This window comes from Aeromonas sp. AE23HZ002T15 (assembly GCF_054165525.2).
Genome location: NZ_CM201342.1, coordinates 4,441,338 through 4,465,448, shown reverse-complemented (window position 1 = coordinate 4,465,448; position 24,111 = coordinate 4,441,338). Strand labels below are relative to the sequence as shown.

Annotated in this window: 17 protein-coding genes, 3 tRNA genes and 1 pseudogene; 10 read left to right on the top strand and 11 right to left on the bottom strand. The window is 61.1% G+C overall.

The features are described 5' to 3' along the window. Positions 1 to 112: 112 nt before the first annotated feature. The 4 genes and pseudogenes from ACT5M9_RS20855 to hcp1 all read right to left on the bottom strand — a co-directional run bounded on the left by ACT5M9_RS20855 (position 113) and on the right by hcp1 (position 5,409). On the bottom strand, positions 113 to 658 hold the full coding sequence (locus ACT5M9_RS20855) for a DUF6630 family protein (RefSeq protein WP_457979182.1): 546 nt from the start codon (positions 656 to 658) through the stop codon (positions 113 to 115). Between the two features lie 941 nt (positions 659 to 1,599). Next, complete coding sequence (locus ACT5M9_RS20850; protein ID WP_520395680.1) at positions 1,600 to 2,508, bottom strand: cytotoxic necrotizing factor Rho-activating domain-containing protein; 909 nt, start codon at positions 2,506 to 2,508, stop codon at positions 1,600 to 1,602. Positions 2,509 to 2,664: 156 nt separating this feature from the next. Then, a pseudogene (locus ACT5M9_RS20845) lies at positions 2,665 to 4,593 on the bottom strand (type VI secretion system Vgr family protein); the annotation flags it as partial. A 297-nt stretch (positions 4,594 to 4,890) separates the two neighbouring features. After that, positions 4,891 to 5,409 carry a type VI secretion system effector Hcp1 gene (gene hcp1, locus ACT5M9_RS20840; protein WP_349921309.1) on the bottom strand — a complete coding sequence of 173 codons (519 nt, stop codon included), beginning with the start codon at positions 5,407 to 5,409 and terminating at the stop codon, positions 4,891 to 4,893. 538 nt (positions 5,410 to 5,947) lie between these two features. On the opposite strand from hcp1, the gene ACT5M9_RS20835 reads away from it, so the two are divergent. Beyond that, positions 5,948 to 7,162, top strand: coding sequence for a hypothetical protein (locus tag ACT5M9_RS20835; RefSeq protein ID WP_457979184.1), 1,215 nt, complete (start codon positions 5,948 to 5,950; stop codon positions 7,160 to 7,162). Between the two features lie 278 nt (positions 7,163 to 7,440). Here the strand turns inward: ACT5M9_RS20835 and ACT5M9_RS20830 are convergent. Both ACT5M9_RS20830 and dauA read right to left on the bottom strand, forming a co-directional pair. Further along, positions 7,441 to 7,528, bottom strand: a tRNA-Ser gene (locus tag ACT5M9_RS20830). Between the two features lie 151 nt (positions 7,529 to 7,679). Next, on the bottom strand, positions 7,680 to 9,416 hold the full coding sequence (gene dauA, locus ACT5M9_RS20825) for a C4-dicarboxylic acid transporter DauA (protein ID WP_457979186.1): 1,737 nt from the start codon (positions 9,414 to 9,416) through the stop codon (positions 7,680 to 7,682). A 531-nt stretch (positions 9,417 to 9,947) separates the two neighbouring features. On the opposite strand from dauA, the gene ACT5M9_RS20820 reads away from it, so the two are divergent. Together ACT5M9_RS20820 and ACT5M9_RS20815 are read left to right on the top strand one after the other, a co-directional pair. Continuing rightward, positions 9,948 to 10,023 (top strand) — tRNA-Asn (locus tag ACT5M9_RS20820). A 2-nt stretch (positions 10,024 to 10,025) separates the two neighbouring features. Continuing rightward, positions 10,026 to 10,101: transfer RNA gene (locus ACT5M9_RS20815), tRNA-Asn, on the top strand. A gap of 39 nt (positions 10,102 to 10,140) precedes the next feature. Here the strand turns inward: ACT5M9_RS20815 and ACT5M9_RS20810 are convergent. The 5 genes from ACT5M9_RS20810 to ACT5M9_RS20790 all read right to left on the bottom strand — a co-directional run bounded on the left by ACT5M9_RS20810 (position 10,141) and on the right by ACT5M9_RS20790 (position 15,169). Continuing rightward, entirely contained in the window at positions 10,141 to 10,848 is a 708-nt protein-coding gene (locus ACT5M9_RS20810) for an ABC transporter ATP-binding protein (protein WP_457979188.1), read from the bottom strand. A gap of 8 nt (positions 10,849 to 10,856) precedes the next feature. Then, a complete protein-coding gene (locus ACT5M9_RS20805) occupies positions 10,857 to 11,747 on the bottom strand; it encodes an ABC transporter ATP-binding protein (protein WP_457979189.1) in 891 nt (296 codons plus the stop codon). Then, positions 11,744 to 13,036, bottom strand: coding sequence for a high-affinity branched-chain amino acid ABC transporter permease LivM (locus tag ACT5M9_RS20800; RefSeq protein ID WP_457979191.1), 1,293 nt, complete (start codon positions 13,034 to 13,036; stop codon positions 11,744 to 11,746). Before ACT5M9_RS20800 ends, ACT5M9_RS20805 begins: the two co-directional genes overlap by 4 nt. A 10-nt stretch (positions 13,037 to 13,046) precedes the next feature. Then, positions 13,047 to 13,961, bottom strand: coding sequence for an ABC transporter permease subunit (locus tag ACT5M9_RS20795; protein ID WP_457979193.1), 915 nt, complete (start codon positions 13,959 to 13,961; stop codon positions 13,047 to 13,049). Positions 13,962 to 14,047: 86 nt separating this feature from the next. Next, positions 14,048 to 15,169 carry a branched-chain amino acid ABC transporter substrate-binding protein gene (locus ACT5M9_RS20790; protein WP_438549612.1) on the bottom strand — a complete coding sequence of 374 codons (1,122 nt, stop codon included), beginning with the start codon at positions 15,167 to 15,169 and terminating at the stop codon, positions 14,048 to 14,050. A 445-nt stretch (positions 15,170 to 15,614) separates the two neighbouring features. Here ACT5M9_RS20790 and ACT5M9_RS20785 point away from each other — a divergent pair, with 445 nt between their 5' ends. The 7 genes from ACT5M9_RS20785 to ACT5M9_RS20755 all read left to right on the top strand — a co-directional run bounded on the left by ACT5M9_RS20785 (position 15,615) and on the right by ACT5M9_RS20755 (position 24,074). Beyond that, positions 15,615 to 16,100 (top strand): YqhA family protein, encoded by a 486-nt coding sequence (locus ACT5M9_RS20785; protein ID WP_457979194.1) that lies wholly within the window; start codon positions 15,615 to 15,617, stop codon positions 16,098 to 16,100. 116 nt (positions 16,101 to 16,216) lie between these two features. Next, positions 16,217 to 16,666 carry a hypothetical protein gene (locus ACT5M9_RS20780; protein ID WP_457979196.1) on the top strand — a complete coding sequence of 150 codons (450 nt, stop codon included), beginning with the start codon at positions 16,217 to 16,219 and terminating at the stop codon, positions 16,664 to 16,666. A 3-nt stretch (positions 16,667 to 16,669) separates the two neighbouring features. Further along, complete coding sequence (locus ACT5M9_RS20775; RefSeq protein WP_457979198.1) at positions 16,670 to 19,684, top strand: YncE family protein; 3,015 nt, start codon at positions 16,670 to 16,672, stop codon at positions 19,682 to 19,684. Then, positions 19,684 to 20,520: an FTR1 family iron permease gene (locus tag ACT5M9_RS20770; protein ID WP_457979199.1), complete on the top strand. Its 837-nt coding sequence runs from the start codon at positions 19,684 to 19,686 to the stop codon at positions 20,518 to 20,520. The genes ACT5M9_RS20775 and ACT5M9_RS20770 overlap by 1 nt, the downstream gene beginning before the upstream one ends. Positions 20,521 to 20,584: 64 nt before the next feature. Further along, positions 20,585 to 22,009, top strand: coding sequence for an FAD-dependent oxidoreductase (locus ACT5M9_RS20765; protein ID WP_457979201.1), 1,425 nt, complete (start codon positions 20,585 to 20,587; stop codon positions 22,007 to 22,009). A 114-nt stretch (positions 22,010 to 22,123) separates the two neighbouring features. Further along, positions 22,124 to 22,681, top strand: a complete 558-nt coding sequence (locus tag ACT5M9_RS20760; protein ID WP_457979202.1) for a hypothetical protein — start codon at positions 22,124 to 22,126, stop codon at positions 22,679 to 22,681. Between the two features lie 127 nt (positions 22,682 to 22,808). Beyond that, on the top strand, positions 22,809 to 24,074 hold the full coding sequence (locus ACT5M9_RS20755) for a hypothetical protein (protein ID WP_457980580.1): 1,266 nt from the start codon (positions 22,809 to 22,811) through the stop codon (positions 24,072 to 24,074). Positions 24,075 to 24,111: the final 37 nt, after the last annotated feature.

Sequence of the window (24,111 nt, the reverse complement as noted above, 5' to 3'; positions counted from 1 at the left end):
TCACCAGTTTCAGGATTGACACCACTGGAAACATCACAGGATGTACTTTCTATTTTACATCGACTTTCTTTAAATAAATAACATTCCAAAGAATTCATACTGACTCAGAATGTTATTGCTTGTTCACATGGTCCAACTTGACCAGTGCCAAGCCCAGCTTGCTTCCCTCATTTAACAGCTTATCGAGGATATCAGCTCGACAAATAAAGCCTGTATATTGATCAGCATCTATATCCCAAAGCACGACTTCATATCCTCGTGCTTGCAGCCATTGGTCATAAAGCACCAGCATGCTCCAAACCGATAAATCCTCATTCGGCTCTGAGCAAATGAAGTGCTCCTTCAAACCGTGCATATCTGCCAGTACATTGCCTTGTAACTCAACCTCCTCCACGTCTCGCCAGTCGATATTGAGACATACCCAACACTCATCGGAATTCAGCTCAACAAGTGTTGACACGATACGGCCCTGTAGTGCATCGGCATTTGTATTCATCAGAGCGTTCACCCTGTCGGCGCTGATGGCTTCAGGAAGATGAGATAGCAGAGTCGATAGAAACCATTTTCTTCTTCGTCTTTCGACATAAACCATAGGGATTAACAGGGGAGACAAGATGATGACAGAGAGGATCAGGAATAGTTTTCTTATCGCCTTCACTCTTCTTCCTCGATTTTTTCATACTGTGCCAAGGGTGCCAGGTCATTCGTGTCTAGCATAAATGAGCCTACACAATAGCATCGAACGCCACTCGGCATCGAGATATATAGACCATGCAGGCTGTGCATCATTGATAAACAGCACACGACTCCTATACCCGAATTTAGTATCATGATTCCTTGTTACCTATCAGCTGAGTTTCTCCTTACTGATAGTAGGTTCGTATCTATTGATATTGGCTGGGTTGGCGCCCCCGGTTGTTGGCGCTATGCTTAAAATAGTCACAGTGCAAGGCGAGATAAATGTTTGGTGATAATTTATTGGGCAAGCTATCTGCTACCATTTTTTATGGCGAACTGTACCCATAGCCTAGCCAGAGCCTTAAAATAAATCTCTGGTCGTTTGAATGAGAGCGGTTATAGTTATAATGCTCTATCCCCCCCTTAAACGGTACCCCTGCTGCTCGGCCTACCTCTACCATCATGTGCAATGGAATACGAAATACTCTCCCTCCACAACCCGTTTCATCAATACTTCCACATAGGTTGATTTCTTACCTAGGCCAGAACTATTTTTCATCTCAGGATGCTAGGAAGAGCAAGGTTTCAGGCTGATAAGTCCCAAAGGTGATACAGCATCACGAGACAAGCTGAGATTGATGCGTTTACCCACACCATGACTTGTTTTTATGTGGCATAAGCTTGGCTTGCAAGTAAGGGGGAAAAATCAGCGTTCAATTGTCACTGCCAGTGTTGCCAGCCAGCTTCCCCCTAATAAGCCAGCTATCCCAGTCTGATAATCATCGATAAAAGCATCACAGCCCCCAGCTCGTAGAAGCGTACTATCGCTTGAGGCTCGGCCGCAGTATTGACCACAGCGAAATGCTGCCATCCTTTCGAGGTCGAAAACCTGACGTCATCATATGAATGCATCCAGTTTCCTTAGGACACGAACTTAATCTTTTGGCCCGCGAGCCGAGTGATCTTCTGATCTTTCATGCTGATCAACACGTCTTCGGACAAGGCTTTGATCTTGACTCTATTGCCGACCCGGGCCAATAGCGCGTAAGCGTAACCAGCCCTGGGAGCCCGGCGAGTGGTCTTGGCCAGGTTGTAATCAAATGCCGTCACCTTGAGCGCACCTCGGCTCATAGTTGTGCCCGTCTTACCCAAGTAGGTAATGAAGGCCCCCTCGTAGGAGGAGAAGATATCCAGCAAGCTGTCGTTGTTTCCCGGTAAATCCCCAGGATCTCGTCCGGTCAAGAGGCTGTGACATGCCGCTGTAGTCGCGATCCCATCTACCCCAGTTCGCCAATCCATGCCACCCGGCTGGCCCGTGTGGTAGGCGTAGAAGAAGTCTCGATCATGGGCGTAGATCATCGTACATCCGCTCAGCGCCCCCGAGGTTAGCACCACAGGCTGGCCTTCCACCAAGTTATCAAGAGGGATTCGGATACCGACCGTGCCAGCCGTGCCATTAACCACGTTGATTAGACTGACCTGCTCCCCCAGCACCTCCTTGCCCCAATGGTTACCAATCTGTAATCCCCCCTCAAGGGAGGTCGCCTGAGCGCCAGTAGCAGTGAGGACCTTCTCGGTGAAGATGGCATCCTCGCGGTCATAGGCCCGTGGCGCGTCCAGCCGAACCTCTGCGTCAAACCGGCAAACCTCGAACTCCAACATAATGGTATGGGTCGGCTCACCGACCAACAAGCCACGCTTGGCCAAGGGCGTAATATAGCCCTTGATCAGTTTCTGAGTATCCTTGTTTGGTTTGCCCGGCTTGCGATCGGGTTTTGTCACACCTCTCGCTAACACGCTATCGGAGTGAATCGCCGGTGTACTGCCCATAACCGGTGTACTGCCCATAAGGGGACGAGAATTAACCAAGGGGCTCGACAACGTCTCGCCCTGATTGATGACAGCTTGCACCATCATGGGTACGGCCGATGTCTGAGATGGCGCCGAGCTAGCAATGAGTGAGGCTGGCGGAGCATCCGGCTTGGCTACCCCCTTGGGGAGTACCGGAGCCTGCCCTGCCCAGCCGGAGCCTGATCCCGGGCTGCCGCCGGAGTTCATCTTGATGGTGGGGCCGACCAGGGTTACGCCGCCGCCATCGACCTTGACGAAGCAGCCGCCGACCTTGACGGTGATCTCGGATCCCGCCTCCAGCACTACCTTGGCACCGGCCTTGACGTGTACCTCCTGCCCCGCCTGGGTAAGCCAGCTCTGACCAAGTTTTTGGTGCATGGAGGCATCCACGGTGAGGGAATAGTCCCCTTTGACCTGATCCCGCCTCTCGCCATTCACGGTGAGGTGGTCATTGGCCTTGATCCGGGTCACCCGCTCATTGTCGATGTCCCTGTGCTCGTCGTGCTTGATGTGCCAGGCCGCATCGTTCTCGATCAGCAGGTTCAGGTCTTTCTGGCCGTGGATGTAGATCTCTTCCTTGCCCGCCTGATCTTCGAATCTCAGTTCGTTGAAACCCTCCCCCTGATGGGTCTCGGTACGCAGTACGGTGCGGGTCTTGTTCGCCGGAAGCGGGTAAGGCGGCCGATTGGTGGAGTGATAGGTGCGGCCCGTGATGATCGGCTGGTCCGGGTCTCCTTCGAGGAAGCTCACTATGACCTCGTGACCGATACGCGGGATCGTCATCATGCCGTACTGGCCGCCGGCCCAGCCCTGGCTCACCCGCACCCAGCAGGAGCTCTGATCGTTGCTCGAACCGTAGCGGTCCCAGGGGAACTGCAGCTTTACCCGGCCGTGCTCATCGCAGTAGATCTCCTCCCCGTCCGGCCCCACTACGGTCGCGATCTGCGGACCGTCCACCATGGGCTTGTGGGGCGCCTCCGGGCTGCCGATGCGGGCCCGCCAGGTGGTACTCCCCTTCACCACCCCGAACTCGTTGTGGTAGACGGTGGGGCCGCTTCCTCCCTCCTCTTCCAGCGCCTGGGGCTGCTGGCCGGTGTGGCTGATGCGCACGATTTGCCAGTCGGCATTGAGTGTGCCGTTCGGGTGTTCGGTGAGGGAAAACGTCTGGCCCGGCAACAGGGCCGCGCAGTTGGATTTGCCACTGCCTGCAACCGCATCGTTGCGCAGGGCATCGAGCCGATACTGGGCAAACGCCTTGCCACTCGGGTCCAGCTTGTAGCGGCCCGGGGAGTCGAAATGCTGGTAGCTATTGCGCTGATGGGTGAGCTCGGCGCCGCGCTGCTTGTGGGAGAGGCCATAGGCCGGGGTCTTGAAGCTGTAGTCCTTGAGCTCCACATCCGAGCTCCGCACCGCCTCCCGGTAGTGAAATTGGCGCACATAGGGGCCCTGCTCGAGAGAGCGGTTGCCCAGGTTAAAGAAGAGCTCGGGGCCGGCGGTCAGCGCGGCCGCATCGTCGGCAAAGACAATGCGATGTTTGCCCTGCTCAAACTCGTGGAAATAGAACAGCCCCTCTTCGGCGGCGAGGCGGTTCAGGAAGTCCAGGTCCGTCTCCCGGTACTGGACGCAGTATTCCCGCTTGGCGTGCTCATTCTTGAGCGCGAAGGCGTAGTCGGTGATGCCGTGCTCTTGCAGCAAAATGGAGAGGATTTCGTCAGGCTTCTGGGCCTGGAAGATGCGCGAATTCTGGCGCAAAGAGAGCCGCCACAGGGCCGGCTGCACCAGGAGCTGATAGCGGGTGCGGCGAAAGCCGCTGTCCCCCTGCACAAAGTCGCTCACCACACCGCACACCCGGCGCTGCAGCTCGCCCTCGTACCAGATGAGCAGCTCGCAGGGCTGGTCCAGCACGGCGCCAAAGTCCACGTCCGGCTGGGGGCTGGCCAGCTCCAGTCTCAGCTGGAAGGGGCCGTTTAACGCCTCTTCCAGCGCAAATTCGGCCACCACGAAGGTGCTCTCGGGCAAGGCCCCCACCTTGACGGTGAACTGTAATCCTGTGCTGTCTGCCATGGGTGCGCCTCTGCTGTCGGCCCGCTGTCTGTCGGCTGCCTCAAGGTGGGAGAGAGATCCGCCATGGCCGCCGCTTTTTCGCCGCCATGGCTACCGCACGCCCCCAAGGCGTGCGTGCAGATCCGTCGTCATGTTCTTTGTTGTGCCCGCTCACGCGGAAAACGGGCAGAAGAAAGTCATGGCATGGGTCAAGACGATGAGAAACAGGGTGAGAGGAATCAGAAGCTTCATCAGACTTCGCAGCAGATGACGCAGCACACAAAGCAAGGAGCACCCAGCGGGTGCTCCTTGATGGCATCAAGCCTCGATCGGCGCGCGCCAGTCGTCCGCACCGGAAGTACCGGCAACGGTGTGCTCCCAATCGATCTTGCGATAGGCCAGGGAGACCTGGATCAGCTGGGTGAAATCAGCCTTCGCCGGATCCTGGCAGTGGGGCATCTGGCAGTCGATGTCGACGATGGTGGCATCGGTCAGCACTGTGCTGAAGAAGTGCTCCTGCTTGCCCTCGACGGAGGTGCGGTACCACTTCAGGGTCACTTTCGGCAGCATCTCACCGGAGGCCAGGGAGTTGTACATCAGGGGCACGGCCTTGTTCAGGGCCACGGTGAACTTGAACGGCTTGTGGACGCGCTGGCCGGCAGGCTGGCCGGATTGCGGATCGGTCGGCACGGTCACGATATGTTGGAATTCCTGCACCAGCATCTCGTCTTCGTGGCCCTGCACAAAGATGTTGCCGACGGAGTCGGAGGTGAAGGCACCGGCGGTGATGTTGCCCTGGGTTTTACCTTCGATGCTGATATAACATGGAGTTGGCATGGGTATGCTCCTGATTGGTTAAACGGTAATGACACTCAACCGGAACCATTAGCAGCGACCATGCCAGATTATTTTTCCCATACAAAACAATGAGTTAAAAAACCACATCGATAAGTGACCTTATCACGCACCGCAACTTGTTGCCCCATAAGCACATATACCCACCTAGGATTGCATTTCCAGTGTTTTAATCTTTAATACGAGCAACTCATTGCCTTGACCGACATTTATCACCACCAACCCGGGTTGTCTGCCCCATCCATCATCCCTGTAGTTATGTGCCCGCCATCGGCTCTGAACACCTGGCTCACCCAGTCCTGCCAATATCCCGGTCACCGGCGCTATACCTAATACCATGAGCCCCGGCACTGGAGCATGGCGATGGCACCTCCCGTCAATGGCCCCGAAGGCTTGCCTCTCTCCCCAGAACGCCTGTCGGCCTTGATAGCAATACCGCTGCCACCGTGTGTTTCGCCACCGGTACCAGATCGCACCACGCGTACCAGCCCCAACCATCCACTCGTTCGAGGTGTCCACCATGTCCAGCCATAAGCCATCCACGGCGCCTGGGCCGCAGGCCTCCCCCCTGTCCGATCCCTACAACTTCTCCCTGATCCTCGGCGGGCCACTCTACCAGCTCTGGAGCCGGGCACACCTTGGGGAGATCAAGGCCCATATCCGGCGGCGGATCCTGGTGCTGAGCGGGATCTGCTGGCTACCCCTGTTGCTGCTGTGCACCCTGGAGGGCAGCCTGCTGCAGGGGGTGGCCGTCCCCTTCCTGCTGGATGTGGAGACCCATGTACGCTTTCTGGTCTGCGTCTCCCTGCTGGTCTATGCGGAGCTCATCGTCCATCAGCGCATCCGGATCATCGTCAGCCAGTTCGTCGAGCGGGATCTCATCGCCCACCACTCCCTGCCCCGCTTCTATGACGCCATCCAGAGCGCCATGCGCTGGCGCAACTCCATCCCCGCCGAGGTGACCCTGATCCTGTTCGTCTTCTCGATGGGTTACTTTCTTCGGATCAACACCTTCGTCCTGCAATCCTCGACCTGGTACGCCACCATGCACCAGGGGGCCATCACCCTGACCCTGCCCGGCTTCTGGTTCTTCTGGGTGAGCAACCCCATCACCCAGTTTCTGATCCTGCGCTGGCTCTACCGCATCTTCATCTGGACTCGCTTTCTCTGGCAGGTCTCCCGGATCCGGCTCGAGTTGCTGCCGACCCACCCGGATCGCAACTGCGGTCTGGGGTTCCTGGGGGCGGCCGCCTACGCCTACTCACCACTGCTGACCGCCTTCGGGGCCCAGCTGGCCGGTTTTATCGCCAACCGCATCTTCTACGACGCCGCCGTATTGACCGCCTACAAGCCGGAGATAGTGCTGTTGGCCGGCTTCGGACTGGTGTTGGTGCTGGCACCGCTGGGGGTGTTCGCCCCTCACATCATGGCGGCCAAGCGGCAGGGGCTGCGGGAATACGGCGCCCTCGCCGCCGAATACAGCCGCGGCTTCGAGCGCCGCTGGCTCAAGAGCAGCGACAGGGAGGGGGAACCCCTGCTCGGCGCCGCCGACATCCAGTCCCTCGCCGATCTCGGTAACGCCTTTACCGTCATCAAGGAGATCAGGCCCATCCCCTTCAGCCGGGACATGTTCCTGCAACTGGTGCTGGCGAGTGTCGTCCCCTTCGTCCCCCTGCTGCTGACCCTGTTCCCCTTCGACGTACTGCTCGATCGCCTCGTCGGGGTGATCTTCTGATGGCCGGGAATGCAGGAAAGAGAGAGTTTGAGGGCAAATGAGAGAGCCCCTGACATCGTTGGCAACCCATGACATCAATGAAAAAGAAGAAAGTGCGAAGCAAGGGGGCCTTACCGGAGCACCATTACCGACAGAGGGAACAGAGAGGAGAGGAAAGCGAAAGAGGCGTAAAAACAAAGACCCTGCTCTTGCGAGCGGGGTCTGGCATTTCAAGGGCTGTCGTTGACACTGACAGCCAGAAAGCAAAAAACCGACCCTGAGGTCGGTTTTTCTAAATTTGGCGGTGAGGGAGGGATTCGAACCCTCGATACGTTGCCGTATACACACTTTCCAGGCGTGCTCCTTCAGCCACTCGGACACCTCACCAAATTTTCGTTCGTTTCGCTGTTTGCGTTGGAACGGGGCGTAATGTAAGGGATAGGCGCGGGTCGGTCAATGCTATTTTTCACCTTTTGCAGTCAATTGCTCAATTACCGAACCAAGTGACCAAAAACTTGCCATTTCCTATCCCTTTCACTCAATTTTCGGCCACTTCGTGCAAGGGTTCCCCTCTGATGGCCTCCTCCAGCGAGCCGTAAAACTCCAGCTCACCCGGGATGGGGCGCACCTTGGCACGGGCCAGGGTCTTGAGCGGCTGGAACTGCAATTCCGCCACCCGCACCCGCACCCCGGCCTTGGCCATCCGCTTGGCAAACTGCTGGAAGGCGGACAGGCCACCCGCATCCAAGATAGAGACCGCCTCCATCTGCAGCACCAGCGTCTTGTGTTCTTTCACCTGAGCCAGCAACTCACCGAACACCCGCTCCGCCGCCGCGAAGAACAGGGGGCCATTGATCTTGTAGACCAGGGTCTCTGCCTGCACCTCGCCGGCGTAGCGCCTGTGCTCGGCCAGGTTGTGCAACTTGGTCATCTTGGCAATCTCGCGCATAAACAGCAGGGAGGCCAGGATCACCCCGAATGTGATGGCGATGACCATGTCGAAGATGACGGTCAGCGACAGACAGACCAGCAGCACCAGCACGTCCGAACGCGGCGCACGGCGGATGAGATCCACCACCTTGTGGGCCTCGCTCATGTTCCAGGCCACCAGCAACAGCAGGGCCGCCATGGCGGAGAGGGGCAACCAGGAGAGCCAGGGGGCCAGCACCAGGATGGCGGCCAGCACCACAAGTGCGTGTACTATGCCGGAGATGGGCGAGGTGGCGCCGGCCCGCACGTTGGCGGCAGAGCGCGCGATGGCGGCCGTCGCCGTGATCCCGCCGAAGAAGGGAGCCAGAATGTTGCCAAGTCCCTGCCCCACCAGCTCACCGTTGGAGCTGTGCTTGCGCCCCGTCATGCCATCCAGCACCACGGCGCAGAGCAGGGATTCGATGGCCCCCAGCATGGCCATGGAGAAGGCGGCGGGCAGCAAACGCTCGATAGCCGCCAGATCCCACACCACGGGGGTTCCGTCCGGTCCTGGTAGTGACCAGGGCATCATCAGGGTCGGCGCTATGGGAGGGATCCCCATCCCCTGGGTACCATCGGCCAGGGTATAGCTGAACTTGCTGCCGATGGTCGCCACATCGACCCCCATGCGGTGCAGGCCAAAGCCAAGCCCCACCCCCACCAGCACGGCGGGCAGGTGACCCGGCACCGGCAGCCGCAATCTGGGCCAGAGCAGCAACACCGCCAAAGTGGCTACGCCGACCAGGGTATCCCCCCACTGCCAGCTTGGCAGCGCCTGGACCAGGGCCTCGACCTTGCCGATGTAGGTCTCCGGCATCTCGGTAACGTGCAGACCGAAGAAATCCTTGATCTGCAGGGTCGCGATCACGATGGCGATCCCGCCGGTGAAACCCAGGGTCACTGACGGCGGAATGTATTCGATGAGACGGCCGAGCCTGGCCATGCCCATGGCGACCAGAAAGAAGCCGGAGAGCAGGGTCGCCATCAGCAGCCCGCCGACGCCGAACTGCTGGGCCACCGGGTAGAGGATCACCACGAAGGCGGCGGTGGGGCCCGAGATGGAGTAGCGCGAGCCTCCGGTCACCGCGATGACGATGCCGGCGATGATGGCGGTATAGAGACCATGCTGGGGCGGCACGCCGCTGGCGATGGCCAGCGCCATGGCCAGTGGGATGGCGATGATGCCGACCGTGATACCGGCGATGAGGTCGCGGCCGAAACGGGCGACGCTATAGGGTTCGTCGATACAGGATTGGCGCAATGCGATAGCCAGCTTCACGCCTTGTAAGGAAGCTTGATTGTACATGTATTGGGTAATACCAGAAGGAGGAGACAAAGGCCGGCGTGACCCGGCACCCGATCATCATCAAGGGCCGGCAGAGCTGTCGACGCGGCGATGGTATCGAGGGCAACCATACCCGAGCCGGCGCAATATTTCGATGGGCGGGATCAAGAAATGGCCATTAGCCCCCATTATTGCCGTGGATAAGCGACATATCGCCGATCTTTATCGTCTAGTCACCTATTGCCCCAAGGGATCACGCGGGTGGTCATCGGCAAGCGGTCACCTCTCCTCACCGAGCGACGGTCCCTTTATCTCCTGCGCCGATGGCACCACCGGCCCGAGCCTTGCCCCCGACTCACAAGCAGGGGCCAAGCCGGATGGCAGGAAATAAGCCACAACGGCCTTTCTCAAGCTACTGATTGTGCTGAAAATAGTCCACGGCGACCAAGTTTTGGGCAAACGGGACGAAAAGCCCTTTTTTGCACAAGGCTACGGGTTGACACCCGACCGAGCGGCCATTAATATCCGCACCGTCTCGACGAGACAGGCAATTCCTCCTTAGTTCAGTCGGTAGAACGGCGGACTGTTAATCCGTATGTCACTGGTTCAAGTCCAGTAGGAGGAGCCAATTCCCTCGTAGTTCAGTCGGTAGAACGGCGGACTGTTAATCCGTATGTCACAGGTTCAAGTCCTGTCGAGGGAGCCATTTTAGAGAGCCCGCCTGGGAAACCAGGCGGGCTTTTTGTTATCCCCCGCCCCCCAGGTAGGCCTTGCGCACCTCCTGATTGCCCAGCAGCTCTTCACCACTGCCAGTCAGGCGGATCTTGCCGTTGACCATCACATAGCCACGATCGGACAGCTTCAGGGCATGGTGGGCATTCTGCTCCACTAGGAAGATCGTCATGCCGCTTTGCGCCAGCTCCCGCAGCGTATGCAGGATCTGCTTCACGACGATGGGAGCTAGCCCCAGGCTGGGCTCATCCAGCAGCAGCAACTGGGGGCGACTCATCAGGGCGCGGGCGATGGCCAGCATCTGCTGCTCGCCGCCGGACATGGTCATCGCCCGCTGCTTGCGACGCTCCTTCAGGCGCGGGAAGAGGTCGAACATGGCCTGCATGTCCTGCGCCGCAAACTGGCTGCCGATGGGGATGGTCCCCATCAGCAGGTTCTCTTCCACCGTCATGTCCGGGAAAACTCGCCGCCCCTCCGGCGCCTGGGCGATGCCAGCCGAGGCCACGAAGTGCGTCGAGCGATGGCTGATGTCTTCACCGCGAAACAGGATCTGTCCGCTGCGAATGCGAGGCTGACCAAAGATCGACATCAAGAGCGTGGACTTCCCGGCGCCATTGGCACCGATCAGCGCCACGGTTTCCCCTTCATACACCTGCAGGTTGACCCCGGTCAGCGCCTGGATGGCGCCGTAGAAGACGTCGACGTCGCGAAACTCCAGCATGGCCCCGCTCATGCGCAGGCCTCGTCGTCATCGGCGCCCAGATAGGCGGCTATCACATTTTCATCGTGCTGGATCTGCTCAGGTCTGCCCTGTGCGATTACATCGCCGTGATCCAGCACTATGATGTGGTCGGAGATCTCCATCACCATGGTCATGTCGTGCTCGATCAACAACACAGTGATGCCATGATGATCCCGCAGATACCGGATGATAGTGCTGAGGGTCTGGGTCTCGACCGGATTCAGCCCGGCAGCGGGCTCATCCAGGCAGATCATCTCGGGGGCCGTGCACATGGCGCGGGCTATCTCCAGCCGGCGTTGCTGGCCATAGGACATCTCCCCCGCCAACCGGTTGGCACAATCCACCAGATCCACCACCTCGAGCCAGTAGAAGGCGCGATCCAGCGCACGACTCTCGGCCCGCCGGTACGCCGGGGTGTTGAGCACACCGGCCAGCAGATTACGATTGACCTGCATGTGCTGGGCGACCAGCAGGTTTTCCACCACAGACATCTCCCGAAACAGGCGGATATTCTGGAAGGTCCGGGCAAGACCCGCCCGGTTCACCAGATGGGTGCCCCCAAACATCTTGTAGAAGATCCGCTGTCCGAGCCGGGCCGGATTGACCCAGTCCCCGGGCTGGAATGCCTGACCGAGGATCTGGATCACGTCGGTGGTCTCGTTGCGGGCGTTGAAGAAGATATTACCGCCGGATGCCCGGTAGAAGCCGGTCAGACAGTTGAACACCGTGGTCTTGCCGGCACCGTTGGGGCCGATGAGGGCGGTGATGGAGCCGCGCTTCACCTCCAGGCTCACATCGTTGAGCGCCTTGATGCCACCGAAGGCGATCATCAGATGCTCGACCCTCAGGATCATGTCGTTCAACGGGTGAGTCGTCATGGCGCCACCCCCTTGCGCACCGCGAAGCCGCTGCGGTTGATGCGAATAAGACCCCTCGGTCGCCAGATCATCATGACGACCATCAGCATGCCAAACAGCAGCACCCGGTATTCGGCGAAGCTGCGTAGCAGCTCGGGGGTGACGGTCAGCACAAAGGCCGCCAGCACGACGCCTATGGTCGAGCCCATGCCCCCCAACACCACGATGGCGAGGATCAGGGCCGACTCGAAGAAGGTAAAGGAGGTAGGGTTGACGAAGCCCTGATAGGTGGCAAAGAACACCCCGGCAATCCCCGCGGTGGCGGCCCCCAGGGTGAAGGCTGACAGCTTGACCAGCACATGATTGAGCCCCATGGAGCGGCAGGCTATCTCGTCTTCGCGCAGCGCCTCCCAGGCCCGCCCGATCGGCATGCGGGTCAACCGGTGTTTGACATAGAGCACCCACACCACCACTGCCACCAGCACCCCATAGATAAAGATGAATTTCAGGTTGGGGTCATAGGGCAGCTGGAAGAACTCATGGAAAGGCACGCCCCCCTCCTCCTTCGCCCGTCGCCCGAACTCCAGGCCAAACAGGGTGGGCGCCGGGGCCGAGATCCCGTTGGGGCCACCGGTAAAGGCCAACCAGTTGTTCAGGATCAGGCGGATGATCTCCCCGAAGCCCAGGGTCACTATGGCCAGGTAATCCCCGTGCATGCGCAATACAGGGAAGCCCAGCAAGGCCCCGGCCGCCGCTGCGATCAGCGCCACCAGGGGCAACATAGACCAGAAACCGAGCCCGAGATATTGATAGCCGAGGGCGAGGCCATAGGCCCCGATGGCATAAAACGCGACGTAACCCAGGTCCAGCAGGCCAGCGAGCCCCACCACTATATTCAGTCCCAGCCCGAGCAGCACGTAGATGAGGCCGAGGATCGCCACCGTCAGCACATACTTGGTGGCGACGAAGGGGAAGCAGATCGCCAGCGCGAGCACCAGCGGGATGATCCAGCGCAGGGGATCCTTGTAGTCGGGCTCCCGCACATAGACCCCGCCGTTATCCGCTGCAAAGCCGGAGCGCAGACGAGTGCCTGCGGCCGTGGTCAGCAATGCGCTCATCAGGAACCGGCCCACCATGACGGCGAGGATTATCCACACCAGTCGTTGCCCCGCGAAGTTGAAGCTGTAGCCATCCAGCACGACGCCGACGATGGGGCCAAACACGATGAGTGCCACCAGGCCGGCGAAGATCGCGTCCAGCAGGCAGCGCTTGAAGGAGAAATCCGGGTGTGAACTGTTCTGTGACCTCATCCCCGCCCCCTCACACTTTGCTCACCACGGGACGGCCGAGCAGCCCCTGGGGACGGAAGATGAGGATCATCACCAGCAAGCCGAACGAGAACACATCCTTGTAATCGGAGTTCACCATCCCCGAGAATTGCGCCTCCGCTATCCCCAGAATGAGGCCCCCCAGCATGGCGCCGGGCAAGGAGCCAATGCCCCCCAGCACGGCGGCGGTGAAGGCCTTGATGCCGATGATGAAGCCGACATAGAAGTCGAAGGTGCCGTAGTTGAAGGTGATCAAGACGCCGGCGAGCCCCGCCATGGCGGCCCCTATCACGAACACCAGCGAGATGATCCTGTCGGTGTTGATGCCAATGATCGAGGCCATCTTTCTGTCCTGCTGCACCGCCCGGCACATGCGCCCCAGGTTGGTGTTGCTGATGATCCAGGTGAGCAGCAGCATGCCCGCGAACGAGGCGATCAGGATGAAGACCTTGGTGTAGGTTACCTGCACGAAGCCATCGCCGATATGAAAGCGCAAGGCCCCGTCGAGCAGGGTGGGGACCCCTTGCTGGCGAGGCCCCTGACTGATTTGCGCGTAATTTTGCAGGATCAATGACATGCCGATGGCGGAAATGAGGGGCGCCAGGCGCGTCGAGTTGCGCAGGGGTTTATAGGCGATGCGCTCTATGGTCCAGCCATAGACCCCGGTCACCATGATGGTGAAGATCAGGGTGCCGAGGATCAGCAGGGGAAAAGAGTGCAGCCCGAAGAAGGACAGTAACGCCAGGCCGATGGCGCTGAGGTAGGCCGAGATCATGTACACCTCGCCATGTGCGAAGTTGATCATGCCGATGATGCCGTAGACCATGGTGTAACCGATGGCAATCAGCCCATAGACGGACCCCAGGGTTAAGCCATTGATCAGCTGTTGCAGGAAAAATACATCCATGTAGTGCGCTCTCGTTATAGGCCGCGAAGGCCTGGTGTTTATAAAGCGCCGACCGCAGTCGGCGCTGAGCGTTATCCACTATGTCGTCATTTCACTTCTTTATATTTGCCCTGATCGTCCCATTGGTAGACCACGTAGTCGGAGACTTTCAGATCTCCCTTGCTGTCCCAGGACTTCTTGCCCATCACAGTCTCGACCGTGTTCCCTTTCAACCAGGCACTGGCCTTGGCGGCGTCGGTGCCACCGGCCCCCTTGAAGGCCGCGGCGATGGCCTGCACCGAGGCGTAGGCATAGAGGGTGTAGCCTTCCGGTTCAAACTTGTTGGCACGGAATGCCTCGATGACCGCCTTGCCGTCCGGGATGAGGCGCGGATCCTGACCGAAGGTCATGTAGATGCCGTTGGTGTACTGCGGGCCGCCGGCTGCCGTGACCATTTCGGCGTTGACGATGCAGTCCCCCGAGAAGAACTTGGCCGACACCCCCTGCTCGCGCATCTGACGCACCAGAGGCCCCCCTTCCGGGTGGCAGCCGCCGAAGAAGACCACATCCGGCTTCTGCGCCCCTATCTTGGTGACCAGGGCGTTGAAATCTTTCTCACCGCGCGACAGCCCTTCATACATCACGTCCTGCACACCGCGCTTGGCCAGCGCCGCCTTGGTCGCATCCGCCAGCCCCTGCCCATAGGTGTCCTTGTCGTGGATGATCACCACCCGCTTGGCCTTGAGCTTGTCGATGATGAAGTCGCTGGCGACCTGCCCCTGCTGATCATCCCGCCCGCACATGCGGAACATGTCGCTCATGCCGCGCTCGGTGACAAGCGGATTGGTCGACCCCGGGGTGATGGCGATGACGCCGGCGTCGTTATAGACCTCGGAAGCGGGCATGGTCGAGGAGGAACAGAAGTGCCCGACCACGGCGTTGACCTTGTCCTGATCGACCAGGCGGTTGGCCACGGCGACCGCCTGTTTGGGTTCACAGGCATCGTCTCCCTGAACCAGCTTGATCTGTTCGCCGTTGATCCCCCCCGCGGCGTTGATGTCCTTCGCGGCCTGGGTCGCCCCGTGCCAATACTGATCCCCATAGGTGGCATTCGGCCCGGTGAAGGGGCCGGCGACGCCTATCACGATATCCGCCCTGGCGGAAAAGGCCGTGACCAGGCAACCGGTCAGCAGGAGGGAAATAGGACTTCTGATGAACTTTATCGACATGATGCTGTTCCTTAGCAAAGAGGTATATGTGAAGTGGGACGCCCTGTGGCACCCAGTCCGACCGTCAAAACGAGGACAAACTGCACGAAACTGACTCGCTCCAGACAACATCCTGTGATGTGGATATGAGTTTTCTTACACTGCCTGCAAGCTGAAAAAAGCTAAGCAAATGATTGTCATAGTTGCAAACCGGCAGGAAAAATTTAGGTGTGCAGCACGCAGGCGCCGCGTTTCCCGGCCCGCCACCATGGGGGAAATGAGGACGGGATCACATCCGCTGAAAAATATCGGCCATGCGCAAGGCCAGGGGCGCTCCCCCTGCTACCGGGTCCCTGCAACCTCGCGATCCCCCCCCACTCCCTGCCAGCCATTTTGTGATGGTGGCTGCCCAAGCCGGCCGATCCGAGCCATAATCAGCGCAATTTCAATTCGTTAAGGAGTTCTCATGCGCCGCTTCAACTTCATGCTCAATGGCAGCCGGTTGATGATGTTTCCCTTCTACGTAGCCATCCTCATCTGCGTCGCCCTGCTGATGGTGAAGTTTGCCATGCAGCTCTATGTCTTGTGCCGCGACATCATCGAGATCCACTACATGGACCTCATCACAGGGGTACTGACCCTGGTGGACTTCGTGCTGGTGGCCCAGATGCTGATCCTGGTGGCGGTCTGCGGCTTCGTGCAGTTCATCCAGACGCAGGAGCAGCGCGAGGCCCTTGGCAACAACTGGCTCAGCAAGATCAACTTCGCCTCATTGAAGCTCATCGTCATCAACTCCCTGGTGACCATAGCGGGCATAGAGGTGCTCAAGGCCTTCCTCGATGACGGGGTCGGCAACGAGGTGGAGATGAAGTGGTCGGTGATCGTCTTCCTGGCCTTCTCGCTGGCGGCCCTCATCTACGCGGTCACCGAGCGGCTGGCGGATCATAAATAACCGCCATTTTCATTCAGGGTTTATTCATCAGTAGCGAAATTGATAACTCTTTTCATTGCCTTTACCCCAAGGTAGACTTGCTCACCCGGGTTGAACGCCCGGGTGCTGGAGCCTGTATGACAAGCCTATCTCTCTCACCACGACACTTCTGGCGATGGCTGGCCTACCACCATCAGGCCGCCGAAGGCAGCCTCTACCTGATGTTCTTCTCCGGCCTGCTGCTGTGGGAGCCCCTGACCCCGATCTGGTCCCTGGCACGCTGGAATCTGTTTCTCCACGTCATGCTGTCGCTCTCCCTGTTCCCCCTGCTGTTTGGCGCCTTCTGGCTCTCTCATCGCCGCCTGCTGCGCCACAGCCACAAGCCGTTTCTGCGCACCACGGGCCGGATCATCGAGGCCCTGCTGCTAGTCTGCCTCGGCAGCGGCCTGGTGCTGGTGCTGCACGGTACGCCGGGGGACAGCCTCGGCAATCTGGCGAGCTGGGCCCATTGGCTGAGCGCCTTGTCTCTCACTCCCCTGGTCTTGCGCCACGCCTGGCGCTGGACCCTGCTCAAGTGGCGTCCCTGACCCATGGTTAACCGGATTCTCTCTCTCCTGCTCGCCTGCCTGCTGCTGGGGATGACACAAGCCCAGGCCCAGCAGATGGGCTCGGCCCTGCAAGCCTATGACGAGGGCAAGGCCCCGCGCCTCGTCACCGCCAACCAGGGCGGCGGCTCCGTCACCCTGATCGCGCGGGACAGCGGCGAGCGGCTCAAGGAGGCACGTTTTGGCGGCGATCTGCGCCAGTTGGCGCGAGCCGATGACGGCACCCTACTGGTCACCGACTACAGCGGTGATCGCCTGCTGCTGCTCGGTGACGATCTCGACCTCAAGAAGGCCATTCCCACCGGCCATCGTCCCTATGGCGTCATCTTCGACCCCAAACGGCGCTGGTTCTGGGTCAGCCTGTTCGAGTCGGCACGCCTGCAGGCCTATGACGAGGACGGCGATCTGCAACTAGATCTCCCTACCGCCGAGACTCCCCGCGGGCTGGCGCTCACCGATGACGACCGCCTGCTGCTGACCCACTCCATGACGGGTCAGATTGCCATCTACAGTCTGAAAAACCTCGGCAAGGCGCCCACGGCCGCGGTCATTGAAAAACCCAAGCTCATCACCCTGGCCGAGACCCACAGCGCCACACCGAGCGACTCCCAGGGGCTGCCGCGCCTGCTCGATGGCATAGCGCTCTCCCCCGATGGCAGCGAGGCCTGGCTGCCCCACGTACTGTGGAGCTTCGACCACCCCTTCCAGTTCCAGAGCACCGTCTTCCCGGCGGTCTCCATCATAGATCTGGATACCGAGACCGAACGGGTTGACGAGCGCAAGCAGTTGTTCCTGCAGATAAATTTGCCCAACGTCGGCAACCGCAGCCAGATCGTTTCCAATCCCTTCGCCGCCCGCTTCGCCGCCGACGGCAAGCGGGTCTACCTGACCCTAGCGGGCTCCGAAGATCTGCTGGTGTTTGACCTCTCTCGCAGCGGCAAGCAGAACAACAATCGCCACAGACGCAAGAAGTTCCAGGGGGGCGCCAAGGCGACCCAGTTGCTGCGCCACCTGCCGGGCCAGAACCCGCGGGATCTGCTCATCGACGGCGACCATATCCTGGTGCACAACGCCATGGGCCAGGATCTGACCCGTCTTGCCAGCGGCGGCAGCGGCCCCTTCGCCCGGGTGACCGTGGACAAGCCTCACTTCGCCCAACTGGTGGAGTCCGATCCCCGCCCTGCCGCCCTCCAGCGCGGCGAGCGTCTGTTCAATCTCGGCAATACCCTCGGCAGCACCAGTGCCAACGGCAGCTTCCCCATGGCGGGTGACAACTGGATGAGTTGCAACTCCTGCCATCTGGACGGGTTCAACTTCACCAACAAGTTCCTGATGCAGGCCCACCGCCAGAAGAGTCGGGACAACGCCATCAACGGCCATGCCAACCTCGCCAACATGGTGGCGGGAGACTTCGTCGGCGAGTACCTACGCATGATCCAGCAGACCCAGGGCGGCATGGGCCATGACGGCCGCGACGGCGCCGAACCAGTGGATCCCGCCAGACCCCAGCCCGAGGTCAAGGCCATGATGGAGGACCTGCACACCTTCGTGACCGCCGATGGCAACCTGCCCTATCTCGCAAACTGGCTGCGCCTCGACGCCCCGCGCACGGATCCGGCCAAGGCCCCCGTCACCCATCCGAAGGATTGGCTCAACTCCGCCTCCTGCCAGAACTGCCATGCCCAAGCCTTCGCGGACTGGAGCGACAGCAACCACAGGCTGATGGGCAACTCCCATCCCTACTACAAGGCGGTGCAGGCGCTTGCCCGCGAGACCGAGGGAGAGGCCTTCGGCCAGTGGTGTCAGGGCTGCCACATGCCCCAGCAGGTGCTGACCGGTCAGACCGATCTGCCCAAGGGTTCCCACATGCTAGAGCGAGGGGGCACCTCCCTCATCGAGGCCCACAAGGCGGGGAAACCCGTGGTGGAAGAGGGCACAGGCTGCCTGCTCTGCCATCGCATCACCAGGCTCGAGGACGCTGGCGGCAACAGCGCCTTCACCGTCAACCTCAAGGACCGCGAGAGCTATGTGTTCGAAGATGCCCCCGGCGGCAGCGCACGCCACTGGCTGGCGGAGCGTCAGATCAACGCCCGCCCGGCCATGCACAAGACCTCCTATCAGAAGGATTTCTATCGGGACGCGGCCCTGTGCAAGTCCTGCCACAACGAGTTCGCCCCGGGCACGGGTGCCAATATCGTCAACACCTGGGACGAGTGGCAGAATTCGAGCTTCGCCAAGGCAGAGGATCCGGCGGCGCGGCGCACCTGCATCGACTGCCACATGAACCCTGAGCCCGGCAACGGCGGCGCGCCAGTGGCCGGCCAGTCCACCGAGAATGGCACCCCGAAGGAGCGCCTCTATCGCCACAATTTCACCGGTGCCCAGCACCAGCTGGTGGGGCTGCGCAATCCTGAGCTCGAGCAGGAGAGCCTGGCCCTGCTGCGCTCCAGCGCCACCCTCTCCGCTCGCATCGAGGCGCAGAATGGACAGCAGGCCCTGGTGGTGCGGGTCGCCAACACAGGCGCCGGCCACGCCCTGCCCACCGGGGTCGCCGATTTTCGTGAGCTCTGGTTGGAGCTGACCCTCACCGACGCCAACGGCCAGGTAATACTGCAAAGCGGCCTGCCGGTGGACGGCGCCGTGCCCGAGGATGCGCGCCTGTTCAGGAAGGTGTTCGGTGATGCGAAGGGCAAACCGGTGGGGCTCAAGTTCTGGCGCTACGCCAAACTCCTGGAAGACACCCGCATCCCGGCCGATGGCTGGCGTGACGAGGCCTGGCCGCTGCCGGCGGACGCAAAAGGCCCCTTCCAGGTCGACATCAAACTCAATTTCCGAACTTATCCCAAGTGGGTCAACGACATAGTGCGCAAAGGCGAACCGGATCTGCCCGAGCCCCCCATCGTGATCCTCAACCACCTGCAGCTGCGGGACTTGCAGTCCGTCCCGTCGCCGCAGCCCCTCGTCCTCACTCACGCCCTTAACCTGGAGCCACATCCCTGATGTTCGCAAGTTTCCTCATTACCCTGCGCGAGGGGCTGGAAGCCTTCCTGCTGGTCGGCATCTGCCTCTCCTACCTCGCCAAGCTGGGGGCGAGCCGTTACAACAAACTCATCTACCTGGGTGTGGTGCTGGGTCTTATCGTCTCGCTGGCGGTGGCCTTCCTGTTCCAGGTGGTGGTCAGCCAGTTCGAGAGCGAACGCTACAACCATCTGCTGATGGCGGGGATCCTCATCTTCGCGACTCTGGTGCTCAGCTACATGGCGGTCTGGATGCAGAAGCAGGCCAAGTCCCAGGTAGGGGCCATGACGGCGCGCATCGACGCGGCCATCGACGGGGGCAACCTCTTTGGCCTGGTGCTGCTCGCCTTCCTGGCGGTGATGCGGGAAGGCTTCGAGACGGTGCTCTTCTTCTCGGCGCTGGTCTATTCGGGGCAAGGGGTGAGCCTGCATCAGGGCCTCATCGGCGCCCTGGCCGGGCTGGCCCTCTCCATGGTGCTGGTGTGGGGGCTGCTGCGCTCCACCCGCAAGGTGGCGCTGGCCCCCTTCTTCCGCTGGACCGGTCTGCTCATCATCATCATAGCCGCGGGCCTGCTGTCGTCCGCGGTCAACATGCTGCAGGCGGCGGGGGTCATCACCCTCTGGACCGAGCCCGTGTTCAACATCAGTCACATTCTCGACGACAGGGGCGTGTTCGGTACCTTCTTGCGGGCTCTGTTCGGCTACAATGCCTCCCCGGCCGGCCTGCAACTGGCGACCTGGCTGGTCTATCTGGCGGTCTTCGTGACCATCTGGTATCGCAACTACCAACCCAGACCGGCCACGGCCAAGCAGGCATAAACCTGCTTTTTCAGTAATGGGGCCTGCGGGCCCCCTTTTCTCCTTGTTTCGTGGATAGAGATTGATGGGCGATAACAGCAGTAAGAAGATTGCCGTGCTGGGCGCGGGTCCGGCCGGTCTGATGGCGGCCTGGCGCCTGCGTCAGGCGGGATTTGCGGTCACCCTGTTCGAGCAGGAGGCCGTGGTGGGGGGCATGTGCGCCACCCAGTGCTTCACGGGCAAGGGTGGGGACTACCGCTTCGACTACGGTGGCCACCGCTTCATCACCAAGAACCCGGAGCTGCTCGCCTTCATCGACGAGCTGATGGGGGAAGACCTGCTGCACGCGGAGCGCAAGAGCGTCATCCGCTTCGCCGGGCGCACCTATGACTACCCCCTCAATCTGCCGAACCTGCTCAGAACTGCCCCCCTCTCCCTGATGGCGGGGGCGGTGAAGGATCTGCTGCTGCTCCCCTTCGCCAGGAAGCCCAGCGATTTTGCCAAGGCGAGCTTCGCCGAGTGGATCCAGAGCCACTTCGGTCGCACCCTCTATCGCCAGTTCTTCGAGGGCTACACCGGCAAACTCTGGGGCATCAACCCGGACCGCCTCTCCGCCGACTGGGCCGGTCAGCGCATCAGCCTCATCGACTTGAAAGACGTGGCCCGCCGCCTGCTGCCGAGGCGCAAGGGCAACCTCTCGGTGCGCACCTATGCCCGCAAGTACCGCTACCCCAAGTACGGCTTCGGCCAGATCTTCACCACGCTAGGCGAGCGGCTGGTCGCCGAAGGAGTCGAGCTCAAGACAGGCGCCACCATCAGCCGCCTCGCCGAGGCAGATGGCCGCATCCAGCGGGTACACTGGCAACAAGATGGCGTGGAGCATGACGAGACCTTCGATCAGGTGATCTCCACCCTGCCCCTGCCGCTCACCTGTCAGCATCTCGGCCTGCCCTGCGACCTGCACTACCGCTCCCTGCGTTTCGTCAACATGCCGCTGGCGCAAGAGAACTTGTCGGACAACACCTGGCAGTACCTCTCGGATCCGCATATCCTCGCCACCCGCTTGCAGGAGCCGCGCCGGCGCAGCCCCTTTATGGCGCCTGCGGGCAAGACCTCGGTCATGCTGGAGGTCCCCTGCAATCCCGGGGACGAGGTCTGGCAGGCGCCGCTCGCTACCCTGCGTGAGCGGGTGAGCCAGGATCTGGCGAGCCTCGGCGTCGATACTGCCCGGCTTGGCGATGAGACCTTCGAGGCCCGCAGCGAATACGCCTACCCCCTGATGGATCTCGGTTATCAGGGGCGGCGGGATGCGGCCATCCAGCAACTGATGCCCATTGGCAACCTCATCATGAGCGGTCGCCAGGGGACCTTTCGTTACATCTTCACCGACACCGCCATGGAGATGGGGCTCATGGCCGCCGACATGGTGATCGACGGGGTGGACAGGCGCCACGCCATCTTCAATCATCGCAACGAAAACACCGTGATCGAAACCCAGAGTGTTGCCTGATATGGCGGCAGAGGAAGAGGATAGACGCCCTGTCACCTTCAACCACCGCAACGAAAACACCGTGATCGAAACCCGGAGCGTGGCCTGAGGCCACGCTCGATAAAGGAGAACAGGATGATCTTACGCAGCGCTCTTATCGCCCTCTTGTTGCTGACGACCATGGGGCAGGCCCAGGCCTACTCCTATGCGGCGGCGGGCAAGGAGCCCCTGATCGACGCCCGCGAGCAGCTGCTGACCGCGGCCAGCGAAGGCCAGGATGCCAGCGCCGTGCTGGCGAGCCTCACCGAGGAGCTCGCTTACCTCGAGCAGCATCACAAGGTGGTGCTGCAGGCGCCGCTCGCCGAGGCCATCAAGGCCAAGGATGCGGCTGCGACCGCAGCACTGCTCAACCGCGCCTACAAGGCCGAGATCGAGCGCCGCCTGGAGGGGGCCGGCCAGAATCTGGGGGACTACCAGACCGCCAAGGTGCTGGTAGTCAAGAGCAAGCGCTTCCTGGATCTCATCCTCCCCTCCCTGAGTGAAGGGGACCGCAAGGCCGCGGACGGGGCCCTCGCCAAAGTGCTGGATGCCATCGGCAACCCGGGGGTGTTCGGGGTGGGCGCCAAGACCGCCGATCCCGAGGCGTTCAAGGCCGCCGAGCAGGCGCTGATGGCCGTGCTGGCGCCCCTCTGATCACCTCAGCCGATCAGTGTTCAAGCATGCCTATTTGCTCCCTTCTCCCCCGGTGGGAGAAGGGCTGGGGATGAGGGGGAAGGAGACCCCCCGACCTTGGGTTCCCCCCTGCTCGCCCCCCATCTGGCTGCTGCTCCTGCTGCAAGGGGTCTGGATGGGCTGGCTGTTTGCCTTCCCCGTGGCGCTCGATTCCGACGATGCCGTCAATTTCGCCCACGGGGTGGTGCGCTTCAGCGTGCTGGAATTCTCCCCCCACTTTCCCGGCTACCCCGCCTTTATCTGGCTCGCCCGCCTGCTCAACCTGGCGGTGGACGATCCCACCCACGCCGTGCATTGGGCCAGCCTGCTCGGCAGCGCCCTGATCCCCCCATTATCTGCCTGGCTGGCGGCACGGCTCTGGCAACGCCCCGCCCTGCTGGCCCCGGTCTGGCTGATGGGGATGGCGCTCCCGCTCACCCCGACCCTGGCGCTCTCCGGCCTCTCGGACGGGCCTGCGCTGGCCGCCTGGATCGCTGCCCTGCTGGCACTGCAATACCGTCGGTTCACCCTGGCGGGTCTGATGGTGGGGCTCTTGCTGGCCCTTCGCCCCTCCTACTTCGTGCTGGCCCTGCTGCCGCTCTGGCAGGGATGGCAACACAGGGGGCAGCGGCTCCCCTTCCTCACCCCCATAACCCTGGTGGGGCTGGCCTGCCTGCTGTTCGTCTGGCAAGGGGATGGCTGGGCCTATTTTGCCGAGGGGCGGCGCTTCACCGACGGCCACTTCCATCTCTGGGGCAACACGGCGACGGCCCACGGCTCACGGCTGCTGAGCTGGGGCCAGACCCTCGGTGCCCAACTCGGCCCGCTCTGGCCCCTGCTGATGGGGCTGCTGCTCTGGCCGCTCTGGTCAAAGACCAAGCCAACACCTCTCAATAGAAGCTGGACCCTAGGCTGGCTGGCCCTGCTGCTCTGGACCCTGTTTGGCCAGAACCCGGACAATCCCCGCCACCTGGCGCCCATCGTCTACCTGGGGCTGATCCTGCTCTCTGGCTGGCTGGCTGCGGCGAAACATGTGGTGAACGCCGCCATGCTGGGGGCCCTTGCGCTATTTATCGCCACCCTGACCCCGCCCACCTTGCCCGCCATGGCCCAGGCAAAGCTTATGGCTGAGCGGCACTGCCCGGCCCTGGTGACCCAGTGGGGCGTGCGCCTGCTGCGCGAGAGCACGACCTTGCCCGTCACCGATGGCTGGTATCAGGGGGATGCCCGCCTCGCCCTGAGCCAGGGGGCCTGCCGCCTCAGCCGCCGTCCCCTGACTGCCGATGCCCTGCCCCACCCCTTCGAGGCACACTGGTTCGCCCCCCGCTTTGGCGCCGAGCCCGGCCTCTGGCTCGCCATACCACGCAAGGGCTGAACTGCCTGCCCACCATATGGGGACAACAGACCCTATA

Coding starts and splice junctions, on each gene's coding strand:
- ACT5M9_RS20850 (WP_520395680.1), bottom strand. CDS start 2,508: ATGGGCAGTACACCGGCGATTCACTCCGATAGCGTGTTAGCGAGAGGT.
- hcp1 (WP_349921309.1), bottom strand. CDS start 5,409: ATGCCAACTCCATGTTATATCAGCATCGAAGGTAAAACCCAGGGCAAC.
- ACT5M9_RS20835 (WP_457979184.1), top strand. CDS start 5,948: ATGTCCAGCCATAAGCCATCCACGGCGCCTGGGCCGCAGGCCTCCCCC.
- dauA (WP_457979186.1), bottom strand. CDS start 9,416: ATGTACAATCAAGCTTCCTTACAAGGCGTGAAGCTGGCTATCGCATTG.
- ACT5M9_RS20810 (WP_457979188.1), bottom strand. CDS start 10,848: ATGCTGGAGTTTCGCGACGTCGACGTCTTCTACGGCGCCATCCAGGCG.
- ACT5M9_RS20805 (WP_457979189.1), bottom strand. CDS start 11,747: ATGACGACTCACCCGTTGAACGACATGATCCTGAGGGTCGAGCATCTG.
- ACT5M9_RS20800 (WP_457979191.1), bottom strand. CDS start 13,036: ATGAGGTCACAGAACAGTTCACACCCGGATTTCTCCTTCAAGCGCTGC.
- ACT5M9_RS20795 (WP_457979193.1), bottom strand. CDS start 13,961: ATGGATGTATTTTTCCTGCAACAGCTGATCAATGGCTTAACCCTGGGG.
- ACT5M9_RS20790 (WP_438549612.1), bottom strand. CDS start 15,169: ATGTCGATAAAGTTCATCAGAAGTCCTATTTCCCTCCTGCTGACCGGT.
- ACT5M9_RS20785 (WP_457979194.1), top strand. CDS start 15,615: ATGCGCCGCTTCAACTTCATGCTCAATGGCAGCCGGTTGATGATGTTT.
- ACT5M9_RS20780 (WP_457979196.1), top strand. CDS start 16,217: ATGACAAGCCTATCTCTCTCACCACGACACTTCTGGCGATGGCTGGCC.
- ACT5M9_RS20775 (WP_457979198.1), top strand. CDS start 16,670: ATGGTTAACCGGATTCTCTCTCTCCTGCTCGCCTGCCTGCTGCTGGGG.
- ACT5M9_RS20770 (WP_457979199.1), top strand. CDS start 19,684: ATGTTCGCAAGTTTCCTCATTACCCTGCGCGAGGGGCTGGAAGCCTTC.
- ACT5M9_RS20765 (WP_457979201.1), top strand. CDS start 20,585: ATGGGCGATAACAGCAGTAAGAAGATTGCCGTGCTGGGCGCGGGTCCG.
- ACT5M9_RS20760 (WP_457979202.1), top strand. CDS start 22,124: ATGATCTTACGCAGCGCTCTTATCGCCCTCTTGTTGCTGACGACCATG.